The organism is Chryseobacterium sp. Chry.R1 (assembly GCF_039645525.1).
Classification (GTDB): Bacteria; Bacteroidota; Bacteroidia; order Flavobacteriales; family Weeksellaceae; genus Chryseobacterium; species Chryseobacterium proteolyticum.
This window is the reverse complement of sequence record NZ_CP151793.1, coordinates 2,323,492-2,347,233: the sequence shown is the minus strand read 5'-3', so window position 1 is coordinate 2,347,233 and position 23,742 is coordinate 2,323,492. Positions and strand designations below refer to the sequence as shown.

27 protein-coding genes and 1 riboswitch are annotated in these 23,742 nt (G+C 35.2%); of the genes, 11 read left to right on the top strand and 16 right to left on the bottom strand.

Annotated features, from left to right (window positions below):
• Nucleotides 1-304 precede the first annotated feature (304 nt).
• The 8 genes from AAEU33_RS10820 to AAEU33_RS10785 all read right to left on the bottom strand — a co-directional run bounded on the left by AAEU33_RS10820 (nt 305) and on the right by AAEU33_RS10785 (nt 6,318).
• Nucleotides 305-1,312, bottom strand: coding sequence for an MvdC/MvdD family ATP grasp protein (locus tag AAEU33_RS10820; RefSeq protein WP_172279501.1), 1,008 nt, complete (start codon nt 1,310-1,312; stop codon nt 305-307).
• On the bottom strand, nt 1,305-2,261 hold the full coding sequence (locus AAEU33_RS10815) for an MvdC/MvdD family ATP grasp protein (protein WP_345992616.1): 957 nt from the start codon (nt 2,259-2,261) through the stop codon (nt 1,305-1,307). Before AAEU33_RS10815 ends, AAEU33_RS10820 begins: the two co-directional genes overlap by 8 nt.
• An 89-nt stretch (nt 2,262-2,350) precedes the next feature.
• On the bottom strand, nt 2,351-2,554 hold the full coding sequence (locus tag AAEU33_RS10810) for a microviridin/marinostatin family tricyclic proteinase inhibitor (RefSeq protein ID WP_273648630.1): 204 nt from the start codon (nt 2,552-2,554) through the stop codon (nt 2,351-2,353).
• 75 nt (nt 2,555-2,629) lie between these two features.
• Nucleotides 2,630-2,881 (bottom strand): microviridin/marinostatin family tricyclic proteinase inhibitor, encoded by a 252-nt coding sequence (locus AAEU33_RS10805; protein WP_172279504.1) that lies wholly within the window; start codon nt 2,879-2,881, stop codon nt 2,630-2,632.
• 113 nt (nt 2,882-2,994) lie between these two features.
• Nucleotides 2,995-3,774: an alpha/beta fold hydrolase gene (locus AAEU33_RS10800; RefSeq protein WP_345992614.1), complete on the bottom strand. Its 780-nt coding sequence runs from the start codon at nt 3,772-3,774 to the stop codon at nt 2,995-2,997.
• 79 nt (nt 3,775-3,853) lie between these two features.
• Nucleotides 3,854-4,573 carry a pyridoxine 5'-phosphate synthase gene (locus tag AAEU33_RS10795; protein ID WP_172279506.1) on the bottom strand — a complete coding sequence of 240 codons (720 nt, stop codon included), beginning with the start codon at nt 4,571-4,573 and terminating at the stop codon, nt 3,854-3,856.
• An 87-nt stretch (nt 4,574-4,660) separates the two neighbouring features.
• On the bottom strand, nt 4,661-5,704 hold the full coding sequence (locus AAEU33_RS10790) for a mechanosensitive ion channel domain-containing protein (protein ID WP_345992611.1): 1,044 nt from the start codon (nt 5,702-5,704) through the stop codon (nt 4,661-4,663).
• 284 nt (nt 5,705-5,988) lie between these two features.
• Complete coding sequence (locus AAEU33_RS10785; protein ID WP_345992609.1) at nt 5,989-6,318, bottom strand: hypothetical protein; 330 nt, start codon at nt 6,316-6,318, stop codon at nt 5,989-5,991.
• A 298-nt stretch (nt 6,319-6,616) separates the two neighbouring features.
• Here AAEU33_RS10785 and AAEU33_RS10780 point away from each other — a divergent pair, with 298 nt between their 5' ends.
• From AAEU33_RS10780 to AAEU33_RS10770, 3 genes are all read left to right on the top strand, one after another.
• The gene (locus AAEU33_RS10780; RefSeq protein WP_345992607.1) at nt 6,617-7,804 is read left to right on the top strand and encodes a carboxypeptidase-like regulatory domain-containing protein; all 1,188 of its coding nucleotides are present in this window, start codon (nt 6,617-6,619) and stop codon (nt 7,802-7,804) included.
• A 73-nt stretch (nt 7,805-7,877) separates the two neighbouring features.
• A complete protein-coding gene (locus tag AAEU33_RS10775; protein ID WP_172279509.1) occupies nt 7,878-8,369 on the top strand; it encodes a DUF456 domain-containing protein in 492 nt (163 codons plus the stop codon).
• 12 nt (nt 8,370-8,381) lie between these two features.
• Entirely contained in the window at nt 8,382-8,867 is a 486-nt protein-coding gene (locus tag AAEU33_RS10770) for a hypothetical protein (RefSeq protein ID WP_172279511.1), read from the top strand.
• Here the strand turns inward: AAEU33_RS10770 and AAEU33_RS10765 are convergent.
• Together AAEU33_RS10765 and AAEU33_RS10760 are read right to left on the bottom strand one after the other, a co-directional pair.
• The gene (locus tag AAEU33_RS10765; protein WP_172279513.1) at nt 8,854-9,495 is read right to left on the bottom strand and encodes a uracil-DNA glycosylase; all 642 of its coding nucleotides are present in this window, start codon (nt 9,493-9,495) and stop codon (nt 8,854-8,856) included. The two genes, AAEU33_RS10770 and AAEU33_RS10765, sit on opposite strands and share 14 nt — an antisense overlap.
• Nucleotides 9,496-9,573: 78 nt before the next feature.
• Entirely contained in the window at nt 9,574-10,077 is a 504-nt protein-coding gene (locus AAEU33_RS10760; protein ID WP_273648635.1) for a GNAT family N-acetyltransferase, read from the bottom strand.
• Nucleotides 10,078-10,193: 116 nt separating this feature from the next.
• Between AAEU33_RS10760 and AAEU33_RS10755 the strand changes: the two genes are divergently transcribed.
• The 3 genes from AAEU33_RS10755 to AAEU33_RS10745 all read left to right on the top strand — a co-directional run bounded on the left by AAEU33_RS10755 (nt 10,194) and on the right by AAEU33_RS10745 (nt 14,114).
• Nucleotides 10,194-12,341, top strand: a complete 2,148-nt coding sequence (locus AAEU33_RS10755; RefSeq protein WP_345992604.1) for a DNA mismatch repair protein MutS — start codon at nt 10,194-10,196, stop codon at nt 12,339-12,341.
• Between the two features lie 242 nt (nt 12,342-12,583).
• Nucleotides 12,584-13,384, top strand: coding sequence for a hypothetical protein (locus AAEU33_RS10750; RefSeq protein ID WP_273648638.1), 801 nt, complete (start codon nt 12,584-12,586; stop codon nt 13,382-13,384).
• 55 nt (nt 13,385-13,439) lie between these two features.
• Nucleotides 13,440-13,618: riboswitch (cobalamin riboswitch) on the top strand.
• A 112-nt stretch (nt 13,619-13,730) separates the two neighbouring features.
• Entirely contained in the window at nt 13,731-14,114 is a 384-nt protein-coding gene (locus AAEU33_RS10745; protein ID WP_089027276.1) for an acyl-CoA thioesterase, read from the top strand.
• Nucleotides 14,115-14,150: 36 nt separating this feature from the next.
• Here the strand turns inward: AAEU33_RS10745 and AAEU33_RS10740 are convergent, their stop codons facing one another.
• Both AAEU33_RS10740 and AAEU33_RS10735 read right to left on the bottom strand, forming a co-directional pair.
• The gene (locus tag AAEU33_RS10740; RefSeq protein WP_345992602.1) at nt 14,151-14,741 is read right to left on the bottom strand and encodes an HD domain-containing protein; all 591 of its coding nucleotides are present in this window, start codon (nt 14,739-14,741) and stop codon (nt 14,151-14,153) included.
• A 5-nt stretch (nt 14,742-14,746) separates the two neighbouring features.
• On the bottom strand, nt 14,747-15,433 hold the full coding sequence (locus AAEU33_RS10735) for an FG-GAP repeat protein (protein ID WP_345992600.1): 687 nt from the start codon (nt 15,431-15,433) through the stop codon (nt 14,747-14,749).
• A gap of 293 nt (nt 15,434-15,726) precedes the next feature.
• On the opposite strand from AAEU33_RS10735, the gene AAEU33_RS10730 reads away from it, so the two are divergent.
• The 5 genes from AAEU33_RS10730 (at nt 15,727) to AAEU33_RS10710 (ending at nt 20,294) form a co-directional block, all read left to right on the top strand.
• The gene (locus AAEU33_RS10730; RefSeq protein WP_089027279.1) at nt 15,727-16,056 is read left to right on the top strand and encodes a PadR family transcriptional regulator; all 330 of its coding nucleotides are present in this window, start codon (nt 15,727-15,729) and stop codon (nt 16,054-16,056) included.
• Between the two features lie 11 nt (nt 16,057-16,067).
• Nucleotides 16,068-17,783 (top strand): PspC domain-containing protein, encoded by a 1,716-nt coding sequence (locus tag AAEU33_RS10725; protein ID WP_345992597.1) that lies wholly within the window; start codon nt 16,068-16,070, stop codon nt 17,781-17,783.
• Between the two features lie 310 nt (nt 17,784-18,093).
• Entirely contained in the window at nt 18,094-18,690 is a 597-nt protein-coding gene (locus AAEU33_RS10720; protein WP_306613777.1) for a 1-acyl-sn-glycerol-3-phosphate acyltransferase, read from the top strand.
• 15 nt (nt 18,691-18,705) lie between these two features.
• Nucleotides 18,706-19,134 (top strand): hotdog fold thioesterase, encoded by a 429-nt coding sequence (locus AAEU33_RS10715; RefSeq protein ID WP_172279531.1) that lies wholly within the window; start codon nt 18,706-18,708, stop codon nt 19,132-19,134.
• A gap of 185 nt (nt 19,135-19,319) precedes the next feature.
• A complete protein-coding gene (locus tag AAEU33_RS10710) occupies nt 19,320-20,294 on the top strand; it encodes a chorismate-binding protein (protein ID WP_345992595.1) in 975 nt (324 codons plus the stop codon).
• 113 nt (nt 20,295-20,407) lie between these two features.
• Here AAEU33_RS10710 and AAEU33_RS10705 read toward each other — a convergent pair whose 3' ends face one another.
• Genes AAEU33_RS10705 through AAEU33_RS10690 form a run of 4 tightly spaced genes read right to left on the bottom strand, consistent with a single transcriptional unit; the run spans nt 20,408 to nt 23,736 of the window.
• On the bottom strand, nt 20,408-20,602 hold the full coding sequence (locus AAEU33_RS10705; RefSeq protein ID WP_172279535.1) for a hypothetical protein: 195 nt from the start codon (nt 20,600-20,602) through the stop codon (nt 20,408-20,410).
• A 5-nt stretch (nt 20,603-20,607) separates the two neighbouring features.
• Nucleotides 20,608-21,210 carry a MarC family protein gene (locus AAEU33_RS10700; RefSeq protein WP_172279537.1) on the bottom strand — a complete coding sequence of 201 codons (603 nt, stop codon included), beginning with the start codon at nt 21,208-21,210 and terminating at the stop codon, nt 20,608-20,610.
• A gap of 43 nt (nt 21,211-21,253) precedes the next feature.
• Nucleotides 21,254-22,954 (bottom strand): BatD family protein, encoded by a 1,701-nt coding sequence (locus AAEU33_RS10695; RefSeq protein ID WP_228456972.1) that lies wholly within the window; start codon nt 22,952-22,954, stop codon nt 21,254-21,256.
• A gap of 32 nt (nt 22,955-22,986) precedes the next feature.
• Entirely contained in the window at nt 22,987-23,736 is a 750-nt protein-coding gene (locus tag AAEU33_RS10690; protein WP_345992592.1) for a tetratricopeptide repeat protein, read from the bottom strand.
• Nucleotides 23,737-23,742 lie beyond the last annotated feature (6 nt).

The following is a 23,742-nucleotide window of genomic DNA, read 5'->3' as shown; positions in this document are numbered from 1 at the left end:
TCCTACTTGGTTGTTGACTAAATTATAATAATATTTTTGATTCAGCAATTCTTCAATGTATTGAAAAATCATGTAAAATCATATAATGCAAATTTGCGATTTTTAAAGGACAATTTTACTTTAGTTTGTTATTTAATTACACTCAAACATAATAAGGTTATTGAAAAATACTCTTTTTCAGGTTTTGGATAAAGCCAATTGTTTGATTAAAATGATAAAAACGGGCTTTAGCCCGTTTTTTATATAATGAATTAACATGTGATGACAAATTGATAAATAGTGATTACATTAGTAATCACATATTCTAAGCTAAGACCATATTATTTCTTCGTGGTGCTTTATCACATAAAACATCAGCAATGCTCTTCGAAATAAGATTTTCTTCCGTAAGATTATCCAGCCAGAAAAATTCTCCGGCACCATTAATTTCAATAAAATAATATTCATCTTCAGGAGAAACAATGATATCCATTGCTCCGTAATCAACATTATATACATCCAGAAGCTCTAAAACTTTAGCTTCAATATCTTTGGGAAGATCTGTTCTTACCCATTTATCGATCAGGTTTACACCATCCTTTCTCCAGTCTACTTTTGCATCTTCAAACTGTTGCGAATCAATTTCGAACGCATATACATCCTGCCCTACTGCGGTTACTCTTAACTCTCTTTTCTTTTCAATTTTCTTTTGGAATTGCATAGGGCAATACAACAGCGAATCCAGATCATCCAGCTTGTCCTCTTTAATCACGTTGGTAAATACAACACTTTCTACCCCATCTTCATAAATAGCAAAACCCGATTGCATCTTTCCGATAACATTCTGATGTTTCAGGATAAAATTTCTGGCTTCTTCAGGATTATTGGTAATACAGGTTTCCGGAATTTTAAATCCTATCTTATCCGCAATTTTTAACTGCTCCTCTTTACTGTCTAATCTTCTGTAAACACTTGGCTTACCCAGAGCATACACATCTATGGATTCTAAAAATCCAAAAAGGGTTGTTCGTATTTCACCCATCGCAGCACCATAGAATTTGGCATCTAACTCTTCCTTTAGTCCATCTCCCATATTGTAAGCTCTTCTGTACCACACCGCAGCAATATCATCTAAACGATGTTTAGCATCCGGAGTTTCGAGAATACTGATCCATTTTCCATCTTGGAAAGTAGTCGACAGTTTATTTTGTAAGGGATATAAATCGACATCAAAGCGGATGACCTCAAAATTATTTTTAATAATATACTCCGTTACTTTTTGTATTGAAAAATTGTCCCCGGTATGGGTGATGATTAAAATTTTGTTATTCATTGGTTTTCATTCTTTTGATAAGGTTATCGGCAATTCTTTCCGCAATGGGAAAGTTAAGTTCTTTTTGTAACATTCCCCACTCTCCTTGTGGATTAACTTCAAGAAAATAGTAATTTTCATCTCTTCCTTTGATCATATCGATCGCTCCCATATAGAGCCCCATTTCTTTCATCATTAATGTAAGAGAAGACTTAATATATTCCGGCAATTCGTAAGCTGACCATGTATAATTTCCCTGATTAACACGCCAGTCGGCATGTTCACTATTATTAATTTTACCCGTAAAAAACTCACCATCAACATACATGATCCTTAGTTCATATTCTTTTTCTATATACGGCTGAAAAATCATAGGACAATATGCAATATCTGCCAGTGATTCTAAATTATCTTCTCTTATAATCGTTGTGGAGAGCATATTTTCACCTCCCATAGATTTGGCAATAACTCCATGCAGCTTTGCCACAGCTTTTCCATTACAATATGTATGAAAGAAGGCTGTAATCTCTTCTTCATCGTTTGAGAAAAGTGTTTTCGGTATCGTTAATTTATTTTTTTTAGCAATTTTCAGTTGATATAATTTGTTTCCATCCGTTTTCTTTTCAGCTTCAAAAGGATTGATCCAGGGAACATCTTCAAGAGCCGTGTAGAGATTATAACGAAGATTTCCATATTCATTGATGAAAATTTTCACATAGTCATCATCAAGCTCTTCAGGAATACTGATACGCCATCCTTTTCTATGCCACACTGCCTTGATATCGCTGGAACGGAACGTATTTCCAAACTCGTCAGTCAATTCAAACGAATGGTCAGTAATACTAATTTTCTGAAGGTAATTCAGGTGGTCTGAATTTAACCTGAAGTAGGGAATATTTTTAGAAGTAAGATATTCAAAGAAAATATCTATAGTATAAAAGTCATTGGAGTGCGTGATACAAAGAATCATTTTTTGCTTTTTATTAAAAAAGGAAACTTAGAGTGTAAGTTTCCTTTCTTATGATTTTAGTATGTTTTATTTTTCTTTAAAACAATTCACTATAATGGCACTGTTGGTGAATCATCATCTCCATCTGATGGATATTTCAATGTATGAGCCATATCCAAAGTTGGCTTAGTAACAACATCTCTTTCAGGAATTGTGATATCTGGTCCACCTCCTGTTACAGATTGAGGATCTTTCAGTTGTTTTTCAAGGAATGCTGCGAAAAATGGTTTTTTCTTTGAACTCTTGTTTTTCATAATGTTTTAATTTGGTTTAACTTAGTATTTTGTTGAAATTATTAAAAATGATCGATTGATATAAATGGATCTGATCTATAATTCTATATGATCTAAAGGTCCACCTTCATCACTATCAGAAGGATATTTCAAGGTTACATTATCATTTCTTACTGTGGTAACATTGTCAACCAAAACGGAAGTGATATTATCCTTGGAAGGAATCGTAATATTGTCTGAATTGGGTGAAGTAATAACTTCCCCACCTCCGGTTACTTTCTCAGGCTCTTGAATTTGCTTCTCCAAAAAAGAAGCAAAGAATGGTTTTTTTAGTTTTTTTGGTTTCATAAGTAAATATTTTTAACTTTTTTGATAAATCTAAAGTACAAAATTTCCCTTATGCAAAAAAATATATCACTCTTTTAAGAAAATTTTAACAATACAACAAACAGAGAATCAAATCAATCCAAACCCAAAAAATTCTTCACTACATGACTAAACTCTGTAGGGTTGTCAGCCTGTACCCAATGAGCTGCATTTTTAACAACGACAATTTTAGCCTTAGGAAACTGTTGTTTAATGGCAAATTCATCCTGTCGGAGAATATAATTGGATTTTTCCCCGGAAATAAATAAAGTTTCACCCTCAAACACTCCAAATTTTATTGCATTGGATACAAACTCATTATATTTTTCGGATAAAGTCTTAAGGTTAAACCTCCAGTTTAGTTTTTTGTTATCGTCCCAATATAAGTTCTTTGTTAAAAACTGAATGGTCGATTTCTCAGGAATATACTGACTAAGAACTGCTTCCACCTCATTTCTCGAGCCTACATTATTGAAATCCACCGTTTCCAATGCTTTAATAATTCCCTGATGGTGCGGAGGATATGCTTTTGGAGAAATGTCAACTACAATAAGCTTTTCTACCTTTTCCGGATACCTTATCGCAAATTGCATTACTGCTTTTCCGCCTAAAGAATGTCCCAGAACATGAGCTTTCTCTATTCCGTAATGATCCATATAATGCGCAATATCATCAGCCAGATCATCATGTGACATACTCTCCGAATGAAAACTTCTTCCATGATTTCTGAGGTCCAGTAAATGAACAGGAAGATATTCCCCTAAATCTTTTCCAAAGCTTCCCCAGTTGTCAAGCATTCCGAACAATCCGTGAAAGACCAATAAAGGAGTAGACGATTTATCCTCGCCAAATATTTTTGAATGTAAAATTTCCATAATTTTTATATTAGATATTAGGTGGTAATTGCAATGTGAAATGATGAATATTCTATTAATTCCCAAAACACAGGAAATCTTACCACTTAGCCAATCTCTTCAAATAAGCCTGAATCGTATTTTCCATACCCATATACAAAGCTTCCGAAACTAATGCATGTCCTATGGAAACTTCCAGCAAATTTGGTATCGTATCCGCAAAGTATTTTAAATTATCAAGACTAAGATCATGCCCCGCGTTAACTCCCAGGCCGAATTCGCCGGCAGCTAAAGCCGTTTCAAGATATGGCTTTATTGCCTGTTCTTTATTCGCAACATAATCTTTTGCATAAGCTTCCGTATACAATTCTATCCTGTCAGTTCCGGTTTTTGCAGCGTATTCTACTAATCCAGGATTAGGATCAAGAAAGATTGAAGTACGGATTCCTGCATTTTTAAATTCGGCAATAACATCAGTAAGAAAATCTAAGTGTTTTTTTGTATCCCAGCCGGCATTAGAAGTAATGGCATCATCTGCGTCAGGAACCAATGTTACCTGCTCGGGTTTCACTTCAAGGACCATATCGATGAAGGCACGGTGTGGATTCCCTTCAATATTGAACTCCGTAGTTACCAAAGGTTTCAGATCATAAACATCTTTTCTGGTAATGTGTCTTTCATCAGGTCGAGGATGGATGGTAATCCCCTGTCCTCCGAATTCCTGAATTTTAATTGCAGCTTCTGTTACACTTGGCAATTCGCCTCCTCTTGCATTTCTTAAAGTTGCAATTTTATTAATGTTTACACTTAGTTTTGTCATTTTTATAAGTAGATATTAGAGCTTAGATCCTGTATGTCAGATAAAATCCATTGAATATCCAACATGTAAGGTCTAATCTCTTATTTATTAAACTTTCACTGCAACCTGCATTACCTGCAGGTCAAATTCTTTTGAAGCAACCAACAGATGGTCAAAAATATCTGCCTGGATTTGCTCAAAACGCTCCCATTTGGAGTCGTTGGCAAAGCAGTATATTTCCAAGGGCAGCCCATGCGGAGTAATATCCAGCTGACGAACCATTACCACTCCTTTTTGATCAATATCCGGGTCATTTTCTATATATTTTTGGGCGTAATACCTGAAGACTCCGATATTGGTCAATTGTCGTCCGTTCACAATTTTATCATTATGAGCCAATGATTCTTTTTCCTTTCTGATTTCTATACTTTTTCCTTCCAGGTATTCGGAGATGAGATTGATATCCTTTAGACGATTGATTTCTTCATCGTTTAAAAACTTAAAAGAATTGATATTAAAATAAATTGATTTTTTTATCCTTCGGGTATTCGATTCGGACATGATCTGAAGATTCTTGATCTCGGTAGTCAGCAGATCGTAAGTAGGAATCGTAGAAACCGTTTTATCAAAATTGTTGATTTTTGTGGTTAGAAGACTGATATCTGCTATATTACCTTCGATACTGTATTTAGGAATACTCACCCAGTCTCCCACTTTCAGACTTTTAGAAGTTGCTACGTGAATGCCGGTTACAAATCCTAAAATAGTATCTCTAAAAACAAGGACTAAAACAGCAGTTATTGCTCCTAAGCTTCCAACAATTGTTGTTCCTTTGATGCCAAAAATAACACAAATTCCCACGACTGAAAAAATAAAAATTCCCAGAATCTTAACCGTTTCAGAGATCGCATTAAGTGCCATTATATTATAAAAATCCTGTTTGATAACAAAATAATTTCTGAATGCAGTTAGGGATCTATAAAACATTCCGGCTAAAATTAATACCAGTCCCAAATTAACAGACCTGATAATAAAAATTGTGGTTTGTGGCAAAGCACCTGCAAATATGGACTCATGTAGTCCTCCCACAATAGTCAACGCAACAAAATGTGCAAGAGAATTTGTAATCTTTGAATTCTTAATAGAATTCATAATAGGATATTTTTCCTGATTATGAAAAATACGAAAGCTATAATTAATTACAAATTTTAAAATGAAATCAATTACTAAGAAAATAGCAATTAATAAAGCCAGCTTTACAATAATATGGAGTACCCAATCAAGCCCAGGGGGAGATATGCGACTAATGTAGATATATAGTTGCTCACTTATCTCTTGTAAAAAACTTTTAGTATCCTGTATTTCATTTTTCATTGAAAGCAAAAATACAAAAATGCAGTTTAAATATAAACTGCATTTTTGAGATATTTTGAATATTAACAGGCACAATCATTACAGCTGGGATACATGGCTTCATTAGTATTTACCCATGAATTTATTGCGCTTATCATTGTATCGCGCCATTGTCCACATGTTTTAACTCCACATAGAGCTGCTGTATTTCCAGAATAAGTTTGTTGTCCAACATATTGTCCTAGACTATAGTAATTAACAGTAATACTACATTCTTTATTTACATCATCAAAATTTTCTCCTACGATTTTAAAGCTATCTACTCTCGGTTCTTTTTTAATTTCTTTTTTTCCGGAATTTTCAATTTTATTTTTGCCATACCCTGTATTAGCATAAATAAAAGATGACATCATAGTAAAAGCCATTAGGCTTAATAACAAATTTTTTATAGTATAATATTTTAGATTTGTTCATCAAAGTTAAAGATTGACTACAAAAAAACAAATCTAAATTCTGCTTTTTTATTTTTAATAAATTATAAACATTGTAACATTTATTAATTACTATAAAATAAATACAAATAATTAAAAAAATAAATATAAAATAATATTTATAATAAAAATAATACTCAAAATTTATCATATTACATTATTTTATATTTAATTATTTATTAAATTTGATTCAAACTAACCCCATAAAAATCAATCAGATATGAGAAAACACTACTTATTTATTTTATTGTGTGTATTCACACTGTTTATCAACTGCTCCGGAGGAGATGATTCTGCAACACCTTCCGAAAACGTTGGCCCAACTGCTATAAAGACAGGAAAACTTACCGGTAAAGTGATGTCACAAAATGGCACTAAACCTATTGGAGGTGCTTCAGTTTTTACATTTGACGATCAGTATAAAATTTATCATACCACTTCAGATGCCAACGGTAACTTTACATTGGATGCTCCGGCTGGAAATCGGACTATCCATATTCAGACGGGTAATGGTAGTAATTTCCGTACGGAAATTGCTGCAACTGTAAAAGATCATGAAACCTTAAATCTCGATGTCAGCCAAACCAAGCTCAATCAGGTTGCAAAAATAGCTTATGTAAAGGGAGCGTATGATAAAATTGAGGATATCATTCAGACTTTAGGCTATAATGCCACCGAAATTACCAATGCCGATCTTGCCAACTTAACTGCTATTGCACAATATGACATTATATTTCTCAACTGTGGTTCAAGAAATAATTACTCTTCAAATCCTGGACTCTATACTGTAATTGATGCTAATCTAGCCACTTTTGTTGCTAATGGTGGGAGTATCTATGCTTCGGATTGGGATGTTTCCTATCTGGTAGGTGGAACAAGCAATACGAGTAACTGTTCAATGACCGGAGGGTTTGTTCCTGATACCAAGTTATGTTCTAAAAACATCGGAAGCACAGGTACCCTGGATGCTACGGTAAACAATGCCGGACTTACAACGGCTTTAGGATTTAATACACTTAACATCAACTATGATTTAGGGTCATGGCAAAAAATAATTAATTACGATCCGGCTTACTGGGAAGTGTTGGTTAAAGAAACCTCATCAAACGATGCCCTGATGATCAGAACCAATCATTTCTCCGCAACAGGTATTCCTACCACGCCAATAGGAAACGCTCCCAATTCAACATTTGTAACGGTTTGTATTACTTTACCAGGCAACATTCAGATCAGTATTTCAGTTCCTCAGGTACTGGTTCCTTATTTGGTAGCGTTAGGGGCCACAGTAGGGCCTTGCTCGGGGTCTTCAACCAGCGGGTATATTTATTATACCACTTTCCATAATCATGCTTCAGGAAACATCGGCAACGCAGGTGTGATTCTGCAATATGTAATCTTAAACTTATAGAAAATTCTCAACTTATATGAAAAGGTGGCTTTTTTAAGGCCACTTTTTTTATATTGCATTATATTTTTAAAGAATGGATACTACATTAATTAATATTCTTTGTCTTATTTTACTTGTCCTGGGTATACTGGGCACCTTTCTCCCGGTGCTGCCTGGACTGCTACTCAGCCTTTGCGGATTGTTGATTTACAAATTCGGTACAGATGCGGATCTACCGATGTTGTATATCTGGGTTTTCGGGATTCTTACCGCAGCTTCTGCTGTTCTAAATTATGTGATCCCGGCCAGAACCAATAAAAAATATGGCGGCACAAAATGGGGAAGCATCGGTTCAGTAGTCGGAACTATTGCAGGTATGTTTATTCCCATCCCTTTAGGATTTCTGATCGGTATGTTTGCAGGAGTATTTATTGGAGAACTTCTTCACGACAGTAAGGACATGGATAAGGCCCTGAAATCCACAAAAGGAGCCTTTATTGGATTCATATACGGTACGGGATTCAGTTTTGTGGTAGGTGTGGCAATGTTTTTGGTAGTAATATTGAATATGCTTGATTATATTTAAAAAAGAAATACCATGATATACAAAACCATTGTACTCAGTTTAGGAATGCTTGTGCTTACCAATTGTAATGCACAAAAGGGGTCTAAACCATCCGCAGCAACCAACACAAAAGAAAAAACAATGAATAAGGAAGGAGACATTATTTACTTCAATGAGGGAGAAAACAGATTCCTCAAAGAATATCAGATGAATGTTACTTTTACCAATATTTCCGAAGACAGCCGTTGTCCGGAAGGCGTTAATTGCATTTGGGCAGGTGTCGCGGTGGCCAATGTACTGGTTATGGGGACTACAACGAGACCTGTAACCTTAACATTAGCCACAATGGATAATCCGGGAAGAAACTATGTACAATCTGCAGAATTTAATGGATATACCATCTCATTAAAAGATGTTACCCCCTACCCGACTGCACAGGAAGGAACAAAAGGACTTCCGGGAAAATACAAAATTGGAATTACCATCAAAAAAACAGGCGAAAAAACTACCACGAAATAGGTTTCTTCCCTTTTGAGATAAGATATTCATTAATTTTTGAGAAAGGCTTGCTTCCAAAAAAACCCCTGTATACGGAAAAAGGTGAAGGATGCGCAGATTTCAAAATAAAGTGCTTGGCCGGATCAATAAGTTCGGCTTTTTTTTGTGCAAAAGCTCCCCAAAGCACAAAGACTACATTTTCTTTTTTATCTGAAATCTCCTTAATGATAAAGTCTGTAAATTTTTCCCATCCCAAATCTTTATGGGAGTTGGGAGAATGAGCACGTACTGTTAATGTTGCATTTAGCAACAGTACTCCCTGTTTTCCCCAATCATCCAGCTCTTTAGAAGTCCTTACTACTCCAAGATCATCTTTCAATTCAATAAAAATGTTCTTTAGAGAAGGTGGAGCTGCCACCTGCTCTGAAACAGAAAAGCACAATCCGTTAGCCTGGTAATCATTATGATAAGGGTCCTGCCCGATAATCACCACTTCAATATCATCAAAAGGTGTAATTTCCAGTGCTCTGAAAATTTGATTTTTTGGGGGAAATACTTTAGTGGTTGCATATTCTTGTTTTACCTTCTCCCAAAGGTTTTTAAAATATTCAGTACTTTTTATAGGTGCTAAAACTTCTGTCCAGGTCATTGTTTCAATTCAATAATTTGAAAATGGGTTAATTTATTGATTAGATGCCTATTGGCTAATTACTCCGCTACAGGTCAATTATTTCTTTAAGCTAAAAATAATTCCCTCAGGAAAATCTTCATCTTTTTTATCCTGTTCTAAAACAAAATTATATTTTAAAAGCAGGGTTTTTGAACTATTATTATCTTGATGGGTAGTAGCTATAATCTCCTGCAAATTTAATTCATTAAAACCAAAATGTAAAACAGCATCCAATGCTTCAGACATAATTCCCTGTCTGTGATAGTCCGGCAAGAGCTCATAGCCTACTTCTGCTATCTTTCTGTCTTCAGAAAAATTCCACAAACATATCGTTCCGATAAGGTTGGGTTGATCTTTATATGAAATACCCAAATATACAGTTTCGTTATTTTGGGTATTTCTTTTTATCGTTAAAATAAAATCCAGTGCATCATAATTCGTTTTTGGTGAATTACGCAAGATGTATCTGTTGATTTCTTCATTGCTACGGATCCTAAGAATGTCTTCAACATCGGTTTCTTCAATATTTCTTAAAATCAAACGATTGGTTTCTATTCTCATATTTCAAATGTACTAAAACATTCATTTAAAAAAGATCAGGACCATAAAATTTTCAAAATATCTCATTTTCAAATTATCATCTCATCAAATTCACAATTTCTCACTAAATTTGCATTGTGTATATAAATAAAGAAGATTTAGACGAATTAGAATTTCCGCAATTGCTCGCGGAAATTTCTCCTTTTGCGTATTCTCCGAAAACGAGAGAAAAAATTCTTCAACTTCGTCCTATGGAAATCGACGAAGCAGAGCTTTCTTTGAAAAAAACTTCGGAATATCTTTCAAGTTTTGAAAGTTCAAATGCTATCCCATTTGATGAATATGAAGATATTGAAGCGGAACTGAAATTAATGCTGATTGAGAACTATCGACTGGAAAACAGCGCATTCATCAAGATAAAAACACTCACGGAACAAATCGGAAAGCTACAAAAGTTCTTTCCCACCATGCCGGATACTTTTCCCAATCTTCTGGAAAATGTTTCAGTTCTTGAATTTAAAAAAGAGATCATTGATAAGGTTGATAAAGTCTTCAACCGTTTTGGAGAGGTAAAAAGCGAAGCTTCACCCGTTCTAAAAACATTACGGACAGAAATTCAGCATGCCAAAAAAGCAATTCAGGAAAATTTCAACCGGGCCTTGTTCAATTATGGGCAAAGTGATTTTCTGGATGACATCCGTGAGAGTATTATAGAGGACCAAAGAGTTTTAGCAGTAAAATCTGCGTATAAAAAAAGGGTTTCCGGAAGAGTCTTGGGACTTTCAAAAACCGGATCCATTACCTATATACAGCCGAACAGCGTAGTCAGCCACTATTTTAAATTGAAGGAAGCTGAAGAGGAGGAAAAGAAAGAAATTGATAAGATCCTGAGGAAACTTACAGCTGAATTAGCCGAATTTCAACCTCAGCTCTGGAGGTATCAAAAATACATTTTTGATCTTGATTTAACGAGGGCAAAAGCCAAATTTGCAGAATTAATCCATGGAGTACTGCCTAAAATCAACCGCCATAAAACCCTGAGATTAAGAGAAGCTTTTCATCCATTGTTATGGCTAAGGAATAAAGCAGAGAACAAAACGATCCACCCACAAACATTGAGTCTGACGGAACATAACAGGATCATCTGTATCTCCGGTCCCAATGCAGGGGGAAAATCAATAACCTTAAAAACGGTAGGATTACTACAGCTGATGATCCAAAGTGGAATCCTTGTTCCCACTCACCCGAAATCCGAAATGTTTTTCTTTGACAAAATCATGACTGATATTGGAGACAATCAGTCTATAGAAAACCATCTTTCGACATATTCTTCGAGATTAAAGAAAATGTCTGGAATCATCAGGGAATCAGACGCCAATACGCTCCTGTTAATTGATGAGTTTGGAACAGGTTCCGATCCGGAACTGGGAGGTGCCCTGGCAGAAAGTTTCCTTGAATTTTTCTACGACAAAAAAAGTTTCGCGATTATCACCACACACTATACCAATATCAAACTGGTGATAGAACAACTCCCTAATGCTGAAAATGCGGCGATGCTATTCAATGAAGAAACTCTGGAACCGATGTACAAGCTGGAAGTAGGCCAGGCAGGAAGTTCCTTTACTTTTGAAGTTGCCGAAAAGAATAAAATTCCGAGATTCATTATCCATTCTGCAAAGAAAAAGGTAGAACACGATATTGTAAACCTTGATAAAACCATTGTTAAGCTACAGCAGGAAAAATTTGAAGTTGAAAAGCTTAAAACAGATCTGGCTGAAAGAAAGGAATCGGTAGAAGATAAACGGGATAACCTTCAAAAGCTGAATGAACAACTTCAGCAAAAATTATTCAATTTTCAAAAGCTCTATGAAGAAGAACATCGGAAGCTTCAGTTCGGGAACAAAATAGAATCTTTTATCGAAAGCTACGTTAAGGGAAAATCCAGGAAGGATGTGGTAAAAGATTTCGTGAAGATTTTAGAACAGGAAAAATTCAGAAAAATAGGTGCTGATAAAGATGAAACCAAACGTCTTCAGATTGTAAAAAGAAAGATCACCCAGCAGCTGAAAAAAGAAGAGGTTATTGAAAAAATCGCAGAAACCAACGAAAAAATAGAGGAAAAACGCAAAACCGATCGTGAGATCTGGATGAAAGTGGGACAACGGGTGCGTATTACAGGAAGTACCAGTGTCGGCACGATTGAAAAAATTTCAAGAAATAAAGTGATTGTCAATTATGGAACCTTTAAAACAACCATTGATGCCGATGAGCTTGAAAGAATTTAAAAATTAATAATAATAAAGGAGAGTGCTAAAAGCACTCTCTTATTCTTTATTCTTTATTCTTTACTCTTGCCCTTTCCTTCTTCCCAAAAAATTTCGCCTTACCGAATTTCTATCCCCTCCAACCTAATAGAATAAATTTCTTTTGTAAAAACTTTCTTTAGCAAATAAAGAAGATTTTAGGAAGCTATAATTATGTTCCGAAATACTTTTAATTTATATATTTGAAGTATCAAAAATTTTTCATGATGATTTCTGTAAACAAAGCATTCTATTTATCTGCCTTCAGTTTATTTTCATTAGCCTTCCTAAAAGGGCAGCAAAAAATTCCTTTTGGAGTTGTAAAAGCAGAAGAAGGCTATGCCAATGTACGGGTGGCAAAGGATAATTACAGAAAAATTGTAGACAAAATCAGAATGCGTAAAGGGGATGTTTTTCTTTATGTAAAACCGGCTCCCGGAGAAACAGAATGGCTATGGATCAAATATCCCGATAAGCAGGATACTGAAAAGCCTTTTGTGAGATATGAAAATCTTGATAAGGAAGGTATGGTGAATAAAGACCGTGTAGCCTTTATTGATCAGTTGCCTCAATACACACCTTCCAAATCCAAAAACGGAAGATCACTCATTTTCACAGATAATAACAACCCCAAAATACCTACCGCTCAAAGGAGTAAAGTAATCATCGATATTTATCCTTCTAATGCCAGCTACCGTAAACAGGAAAAAGATACGGATGGAACGATATTAACCATTGATAAAGTTAAACCCTGGGGAATAAGCAAAGAACTTCCGGAAGGGATGACCGAAATCAAATCGATCCGGGTACAGCAGGTGGGGCGTGGCTCTGTTTTTGTGAGAGAAGCCATCAAAAATATGTTCCAGCCTACTATGGATTTCAATAACATCAGTGTAGCTGCTATTGATAATGATAATATTTTCCTTTATATGGTGAACGGATCAGGTGAAAACAGGTATACCACACTCTGGACAATCAAACAGGGCCGGGTGGCTCATCAGATTATTTTTAAAAATCCGGAATAATTCACCTTACTTCTCTGTATTATCCTTATTTTTGCACCTGAAAAAGTCTTACCACTTATTCATCACAGGAATGGGTTCTGCCTAACGCAGATTAAAAGGGAATCGTGTGAAAATCACGAGCTGTCGCGCAACTGTAAGTAACAAAAGTCTTTATGTAGGATCCACTGTGCCATGCATGGGAAGGGATTAAAGATGTTACAAGTCAGGAGACCTGCCTTTTCTTCGAACAAGAAACTTTCGCGGCCTGAAGTTTATTGATCTGATGGATGTTTTCAGGAATATACTAATTCCTGGATTATTCTGTTTATTTCAATAATTTCATCCCGCTTTAATTTAATAATGAAATATGACTACAGAAGAAAGAATTCAAGCATCTGAAACCAGAATCTTTAAAGCGGTTTTCCCCAACACAACCAATCATTACGATACCCTTTTTGGTGGTACAGCGATGCAATTGATGGATGAAGTGGCATTTATTACCGCTACCCGCTTTGCAAGAAAACGAGTGGTAACCGTAAGCAGCGACAAAATTGATTTTAAAAAGCCTATTCCTGCAGGAACTATTGTAGAATTGATAGGAACAGTTTCCCATGTCGGGACTACCAGTATGAAGGTAAACGTAGAAATTTATACAGAACAGATGTATTCGTATGAAAGAGAAAGAGCTATTGTAGGAGATTTCACTTTCGTAGCTATAGACGAATTTAAAAAGCCTGTACAGATACTATAATCAGAAAAAACGCAAGCCTTCGGCTTGCGTTTTTATTTATCTTAAAACTTTTTCTGTTTCTAGACTTTTACTTAGTAAAAGCTGGAATGCTTCTCCCATTTCATCAGAAGCCCGGCTGATGGCATTTTCCAGCATATTCCTGATCTGGCTTTCTGTTACCTTAGCTTCTGTCCAGCTTTTTCCTGAAGTATGCGAATTCAGGATAAACGGCATGATCCTGTCTATTGCACAGGCAAAAATAGCATCAGGGGTCTGTTCTTCTTCAAATTCCAGCCATAAATTAAAGAATTCCGAACGCAAAGGTTCATCCAGAATCCCGAAAATCTTCTGGGCAGACAATTTTTCTCTTTCAAATTTGCCCGCCATGGCTTTTTCGTCAAATAAAAATGTATCTCCAGCTTCTATTTCTACCAGATCGTGGATAGAAAGCATCCGTATCACCCTTAACAGATCGATATCAGCCCTGTTTTTAGCATAGGGGAAAAGTACCTGTGCTAAAATAATGATCTGCCATGAGTGTTCAGCAGTATTTTCTCTTCTTGAATCATCCGCATTATAATTCCTTCTCTGTACATTTTTTAATGCATCTACAGCAAGAATAAAATCAATTTCCTTTTGTATTTTCATGTTTCCTATTCTTTATAATATTCTTTGATTGGATATCTCTTTGTTTTTATGATCCATTTATTTTTAATCTTTTCGCGTCGGGTTACTTTTACAGATTCACCATTCATGGCATCTTCTTCCAGTTCAAAGATCTTATCAAGCCCTTTTCCGGGCAGCACCCTGTATTCTGTGGTTAAATGCCAGCAACAACCGGATTTAGAAAATGTTATGAGTCTTTTCCTTTTTGGATCTGTCTGAAACATTCCCAGATTTTCGCGGGCAAGATCAGTTAATTCCTCATTGATCACGAATTGCTTTCTTGTCGTATTATAGACATATACATCATAGGAAGGACCACCATAGCTGCTTTCATTACCATTTCGGATAGCAATATCTTCAAAACCGTCAAAATTAAAATCTCTAAATATCAGCGGGCTCTGTTCATCATAAAGCTGAATAACATTAACACTAGGTTGTTGATTCTTACCAAGGTAAAAATAAAGATCATCAGACGTGAACTCCTGTAAAGTCCGCGAGGTCCTTTTATCTTTCAGTACAATTGTACCATTTCCACTACATTTATCAGCATCGCAATCCTGAACAGTGATTTCTGCATTATACAATAAGGATCCATCTTTAATTTCAAAATGCTGCTGACCGGAGCAAAAAGATCCTAAAACAATAAAGATGATCAAGATTACAGAACTATTCAAAATTAACTTTTTTGCTCAGTATACAGGTGACTGAAATTTCCATAACAAAAATAAGAATAGCGTTCAGAATGACCATCATTTATCTTCTATTTTAATTGATTTTGATTTTCTTAAAAAAATAGATGAAATTTATTTGATTGAAAATCAGTTAATTAAATAAAAATAAATAAAAATTTCACTACTTTGTATTGCATAATACCATTTTAATTACATATCTTTGTAATGTAAAATAAGAATAGGTTCAACTAGCTAGGAACCGGATTCTAAATATAACTAATTAAAACCTTATTAAGATGAATACTGAAAATACCAAAGCGCAAATGCGAAAAGGGATTCTGGAATTCTGTATTTTAAGTCTTATCAATCATCGTGAAATGTATGTTTCCGACCTTATAGATGAACTAAAAAAAGGAAAACTGGATGTAGTAGAAGGCACACTCTACCCTCTTTTAACAAGATTAAAAAATGGTGAGTTTCTCTCTTACAGATGGGAAGAATCAACAGGAGGCCCACCGAGAAAATACTACCAGATTACAGAAAAAGGAAAGTTGTTTTTAGGTGAACTTCTCAATACCTGGAACGAATTAACAGATTCAGTAAACCAAATCACTCAAAAAAATTAAAAAACAAAGCTATGAACAAGACACTCTCAATAGGACTCGCAGGTTTTTCTTTTACAATAGAGGAACACGCATACATAAAGCTAAGCGATTACCTTAATGCCCTAAGAAGCTCTCTGGATGCTTCAGAAGCAGATGAGGTAATGCATGACATAGAAATAAGAATGGTTGAAATCTTCAGAGATTCATTAGGAAAAAGAGAAGTTATCAACGATACTGATGTAGAAGGAGTAATTGCACAAATCGGAACACCAGAAAAAATCGAAGAACAGGAAGAAGCATATTATTCAGAGAAAAACTCTAAAAGAACAGGCCACTCAGGCGCAGAATATTCAGACAAAAGACAATTATTCCGTGATCCTGAAAGACAAAAGATCGCCGGTGTGTGTGCAGGTCTGGCCCATTATGTAGGAATGGATATTACTGCCATGAGAGCAATCTGGCTTGGAGTATTTATCCTGGGTATATTTACAGCTGCTATATCCTCTTCACTTATTGCACTACTTTATATTATTCTGTGGATCGTACTTCCCAAAGCAGAAACTGCTGCAGATTTTTTGAAAATGAAGGGAAAGCCTATGAACTTCGACAATCTTAAAAATGAATCGAATAAGCTGGTACAATTTGCCAACGAATCTACTCAAAGAGTCGGAGAAATATACATCGAAAACAAACCTTACATTAATAATGCAGGAAGCGGGATATGGAACGTAGTGAGATATGTTCTCGGAGGAATCTTCGCACTGATCTCTTTTTCTTGTCTGATCGGAGTATTTGTAGTCTTCGGATTTATGGGAACTAATGATTTCCCTCCTATTAACGAAATGAATTTCTATTTCGATAATGACGGAATGAAATATACCATTATGGCCATGATCATTTTAGGAAGTTTAATTCCTGCCCTGTTATTTGCCTTATTAAGTATCAAATTAATTTCGCCTAAAACAAAATTAAGAAATACGGGTTGGGTTTTGGGAGCATTATTCCTTGGATTGATCGCATTATCTACTTATTTCGGAGTGAGCATGGCAAGAAAAGACATGTTTCTAAAAGGCCACAAAGAAGACACAGAAGAGGTATCTATCAATACAACATCAGACAGTGTTTATGTAGATATGAAGCAAATCGTTATTCCACAAAACTTCCTGGGATATGATGATGACCTTTATTCAGATAAAGTAAACGTTTTCCAAAAAGACTGGATCCACGTTGACGTAACAAGAAAAGCGGATATAAAAACACCTTATTTAATCATTAAAAAAGAAGCAAAGGGATATAATATTCCATTAAATGTGAGTGTTCCTGTAGAAGTAATAAATAATAAGGTAATACTGCCTAATTATATTAAATATCCATACGAACATCGTTTCAGAGATTATAATGTAGATTATGAACTTGTGGTTCCACAGAATGTAGTGGTACTTCCAATCAAAAAAGACGGAATTAATTTCGACGGGGACCTGAACGGTGACGGAATAGATGACGATGATGAAAATTCTGATGATGATCAGGCAAATATCAGAATCGAGAAAAATAAGATCTCCGTTAATGGTTCTACTATAGAGTACAACTCCAATGATAAGGATAGCATCATTATCAACGGAAAAAAAGTTCCAAACTCAAAAGCAGAAAAGATAATGGATTCCGTAAAATCTGACATCAAGAAAAAAGGTAAAGTAGACATCCAGATCAAGGATGGAAAAGACGAAATTTCCATAAAAACCAAATAATAAACTGCAGAGAGTGGCAGAAGGTGTGAATGGAAGACAACAGTTTGAAATTCACACTCTTCTTCTCTCAAAAGTGACAAAAAATATTATTTATTAGTTCTTTATGTTAAAAAATTGTCATACCTTCGTATAGTTATTTAATTCATAACCAAATCAATTAAAAAAACCTCAACCATGGTACAAGTAGCATTAGAAATTATAATGAAAATCGTAGATTTAATCAGCGGTTTATTTTAAGAGCGATAATATTTCAATATATTTGTAAAGTATAACCTTTTGGTTATACTTTTTCTGTTTTAATACGAAATCTATGAAAAAACTAATTGGCAAAATAATGTTGAAACTGATGGGTTGGAAAGTCGTGCTTCAGGGCGACGTCAACAGCCTTAACAGGTGTATTCTTGTAGTAGCACCTCATACCCATAACATGGAATACATTTTAGGGAATTTTGCTTATTGGTCTTTGGAAAAGCCATTGAAGATAATCATTAAAGATGCTCATACCAAAGGATGGTATGGCGGAATCGTGAAAGGTCTGGGAGGAATTGGTATCGACAGAAGTCAGAAAAATGATCTTGTTAATTTTGTTGCCAAGCAATTTGCAAAGGAAGATTTCAGTTTGGTTATTACTCCCGAGGGAACCAGAAGTTGGGTTCCGAAATGGAGAAAAGGTTTTTACCATATGGCTTTAGCTGCAAAAGTTCCTATTGTTCTGGCTGCCGGGGATTTTAAAAGGAAGATTATTTATCTCGGATATACGATCCCTTATGAAAGAATTGCTTCGGCTCCTTTTTCAGAAATTATGGATGAGATCCAGAATTATTATATAAAAAATGATATTGTCCCGAAAGTTCCTGCCAACTGGAATCCCAATATCATGGGAACAGAAAATGGAGCACAATCATAAAATAATTACCGCTATATGAAAGATATGACCAAAGAGGAGTTATTGAACTTTCTTAACAACTGGGGTGAAGAAACCTTAGCAAAAGCACTTGAAATAAAATTTATCGATATTGATCAGGAAAACGAAGTCCTTACGGCAACAATGCCGGTTTTACCCAGAGTACATCAGCCATTTGGAATTCTCCACGGCGGAGCAAGTTGTGTATTAGCGGAAACGTTGGGTTCAAGCCTGTCCAATATTTTTATCGATGGTGAGAAATACTATGGTGTCGGTACCAACATCAACTCCAACCACTTAAGAAGCAAAAAAGATGGAATTATTACCGGCACGGCACGTTTCATAAGAAAAGGAAAAACAATGCATGTTTCTGAAATTGAGATCCGTGACGAAAAAGGACAACTGATCAACCACACCACAATGACCAATAACATCATCAACCGGTAATTTCATTACCAATAAAAATACAAAGGCTCAAGTATATTTGAGTCTTTTTTATGATATAGCGCAAGAATTTCAAAAAACAATCCAATTGATTTTGACGTTTCTCAGACTAACAATACCTTTGCATAAAGGAAAAGCGGCTTAGCGTTTTTATTTTTCCTAGGCATTTTTCTAAAAGCAGCAGACTCATGATTTACTTCAAATTTCCTTTCAACGAAAAGCTATATACCACCAATAAAGAATCTTTAAAGAATTCAGTAACCGTTTATCCATTTCATAACTTAGGCCATCTCCGTTTTATAGGTGATATCATCGAAGTCAAAGCAGAAGATTTTCATAATCGTAGAATAACAGAATTTTCTTTACCCCGCGATCCCGATGGTTATACCGGCGAAACTAAAGATGAGTATCTGGATAAACTGGACAAAGTCATTAAAGTAATCAGAGAAAACAATCTCCCAAAAATTGTTCTTTCGAGAAGAAAAATTATTAAAAACTTTTCTGAAATCAATGTAAAGGAAAGTTTTAAAAATCTATGCAATGCTTATCCCAATGCTTTCAGATATGTTTTTGTGAATGGAGAGACTTCCTGGATGGGAGCTTTTTCAGAGATATTAGGAAAGTTTGATAAAACTACCCATACTTTTGAAACCATGAGCCTGGCAGGCACACTACCGGTGTCTGAAAGCTGGTCCGAAAAAGAAATTGAGGAACAAAAACCGGTTTCAAACTATATTCAGGATATTTTTGAGAAGTATGCTATATTGGGTCATATAGAAAGATCTGCAACATATGATCATATTTCAGGAAATATTAAACATCTCAGAACGGATTTTAAAGCAAAGATCAAACCTGAAGATGTAGACCATATCATTAAAGAGCTGCATCCTACTCCTGCCGTTTGTGGAATCCCTAAAGACTTCTGCAGGGAAAAGATCGAAGAATATGAAAAATTCCCCCGTGAATTTTATGCCGGGTATATCAAAATCGAGACTGAAGAAACCATACAGTATTTTGTGAATTTAAGATGTGCGAAACTTTATAGTAACTCAGTGCATTTATTTGTAGGGGGTGGAATTACGGCACAAAGCAATCCTGAAAAAGAATGGCAGGAAACGGAACTAAAGTCTGAGGCAGTACTTAAAAACCTGGTCTTCTCTTAATAGATAACCCGGTGTTTTTAAAGAAAAATATAATCCTGATTGAACTCCATTTACAGCAATAAAAAAACCTCTTCAGAAATCCAAGAGGTTTATATTTTTTGTAATGATAAAGATTATTTCTTTACTCCTATCTTACTCCAGGTATTCAATACGAAAAGTAAAATGAGTCCGATCACCGCGGAAGCAATTGAAAAAACAAACTTCAGGTTATCTTCAGATAAAACTTCTGACTGCCAGTCCAACGCGTAAAGATTAATTGCGATGAAAACGATAAATAGTATTAAAAATACTTTATAAAACTTCTGCATAATTCTTAAAAATTAAAATAGTTTTGCACCAATTGGGCAAAGTTAGCGGTAAATAATTTAATTGAAATAGCTAAAAGGATAATACCGAAAACTTTCTGTAGAACAGCTAATGTAGCTTCTCCCATTTTCTTCTCCAGCCACTTAGCTGATTTCAGCACCAAATATACGAAAATTGTATTGAGAATAATTCCACAGATAATATTAATATCATGAAATTCAGCTCTCAAGGATAAAGTCGTCGTTAATGTTCCTGCTCCTGCAACAAGAGGAAAAGCGATAGGAACAATAGATGCTGACTTGGCCTCCGTTGTTTTATTGATTTCAATTCCCAGGATCATTTCTATAGCAATAATGAAAATGACAAATGCCCCGGCAATGGCAAAGGAGTTAACATCCACTCCAATGAATTTGAGGATTTTATTTCCTACAAATAAAAAAACCATCATGATAATCCCTGCTGTAATTGATGCCCTTCCCGCTTCAATCTGTCCGAATTTCTGTTGAAGACTTACAACAATAGGAACAGACCCGATAATATCAATAACAGCAAAAAGAACCATAAAACAGGTTAGAACTTCTTTCAAAGAAAACTGATCAAAAATTTCCATCTTTCGTATTTAATAATTTCGCAAAAATATGAAAAATAAATAACTATTTGCTAATCTTTGAATACAAATTAACAATAGCGATCAACAGCTCATCCATTCCTTCTGATGATTTCACAGGAGAGAACTTTTCTATCTGAATCTTTTGTGATAAAGTTCTGTATTCTTCAGCAACAGCCACCCCTTTATAGCTTTCAAGGAAACTTACAAAATCTTTTGAAGAGCCCTGGAAATACTCTTTCCTTACTTCTGCATCCAGTTCATCAACCGTCTGAAAGAATTTCTGGTAGTCTTCACTGTCTTTAAGATTTTCCAGATAACTGAAATAATCATTAACATCAGTTTTAAGCCTTTGCCGTATCTCCTTTTCTGTTTCCGCTACAGATCCCAGAGGTTTTACAGCTACAGTTTCTTTAATCAATTTACGCTTTTTTTGCCAAGTCTTGAATAACAGATATAGAACAAACAAAGTAAGAAGAATAGCAATGTTCGTTAAAAGAATGTTCCAGTGAAACTTATTCTTTTCTTTAACTTTAAACGTTGTCGTCTTAAGAACTGGTGTATTTACCGTTTCTAAAAGACTGTTTGTGTACTCATTTACTCTTTCAACCGTAGATCGGGCTTCCATGATCTGGTCATGGGAGAAAGCGTTTACCGATAATGTTTCCTGTCCCAGGTCTACATATTCTTTACTTGTTGGATTAAAGAATGCAAACTGTTCCGTTTTAATTGAAATGGGTCCTGCTTTCTTAGGAATAACAACATAATTTGCCAGAATTTCACCTTTAATCCCTGCTAATCCGGGAACTACCTTAGTTGTAATCTTAGGCTTAAAAACTTCATAGTCCGGAGATTCTGCAATCGTAGGTAAACTCATATCCGTTAAATTCCCTTCTCCTGAAACCTTTATGATCACATTCAACGGTTTTTTAACTTCAACTTTTTCTTTAGTTGCATTAAAAACACTCACGTTAAAGTTTCCTACTGCATTTTTAAAGCATTCCGGTGAGCCTTCAGGTAATCTTTTTACATTAAGTTTTACTTTATTGGAAAGTATTTTATTTTTATTGGCATAGCTGCTTAATGAGGCTGAAACAGAAGGAACTTCCACATATCCTGCTTCATTAGGGAATATCATAAACATGGCTAAAACCTGTGAAGCCATATTTCCATAGTCAGAAGGATCAATTTCAGATCTGTTGAAATTAATTGCGTGAACATTGATGTTTCCCTGGTTGGGAAGACGAATATTTTTTACCCTTCTGAAATTATCAATATTTCTGGAATAAACCTTTAATACAGCAATGGTGGGCTGATCCTGATATACTTCCCTGTCTTCAATTTCCATATTAAGATATACGTCATTTGAAGCGCTGGCTACGGACTTTTTCTCAACATCCCTTACAAAAATATCGAACGGTTCGGTTTTATAGATTTTATTGTTGATGGTAACCAGTACGGAACCGATTTTTACTTTCCCTTTTTGTTTAGGCTCCAAAGCTACCCTTGTAACGTATTGTGTAATAACCGTATTGGTTTCGGGATCCATATAGCCACTGCTAACAGATCCGCTCCCCACCATATTGAATTTGGATAAGTCGGGTAAACGCAGTGGAGTCTGCTGGTTATATTCACTCCCGTTCAATTCAAGAACGATGGTGAGATTTACAATATCCTTGCTGCTATAATCCGTTTTATCAGGAGTTACGGAAATATTAACCTGTCCGTAAGAAATTACGGAAGTCAATAGAAGTATTATGTAAATCAGTTTATGTTGCATCACCAATCTTTCTCGTTGCTTTCGGGCATCGAATAAGAATCTTTATTTAAAATTCTTCTGGCGGTTTCTTTTTCTTTTTCGCTTACTTTATTTAATATTGCGTTTTCAAGATTTTTGGGCATTTTGCCTTCATTATTCTTCTTCTGGTCAGGGTTATTTCCCTGCTGGCTTTCTCCCTGATTTTGCTGGCCTTTACCTTGGTCTTGCTTTTGATCTTTTGGATTACCTTTCTGATCATCATTTTGTTGTTGGTCTTTGCCGCCACCGCCTTTTCCAGATTTATTCTGTTGATTCTTCTTTTCCTGGCTTTCTTTTTCCTTCAACTTCGCAATTTCATAATTTTTTCGAGTAGCTTCGTTATAGGGGTCCTGTTTTAAGGATTGCTTATACAAATCTGCTGCCTTATCCGGCTGGTTTGTCTGCATATAAGTGTTCCCTAAATTATAAAGAGCCGCTGCTTTATCCGGCAGGGTTTGAGAGAGCTTTTGTGCTTTTTCAAATTCAACCCTTGCCTCTTCATATTTTTTACTTTTATACAACGCATTGCCTAAATTATAATGGGCCGTAAAATCTTTATCATTGGATTTTATAGCCTCCATGTATTTAGAAGATGCTCCATCATAATTTTTACCGTTGAATTTCTGATTGCCCTCATACACCAATGTTCTGTAATTTTCCTGAGCAAACAGAGAATTTGATGTGAGAAAAGCAATTATAAACGATAAAAAAATGATTTTAGTATTCATCATATGCAA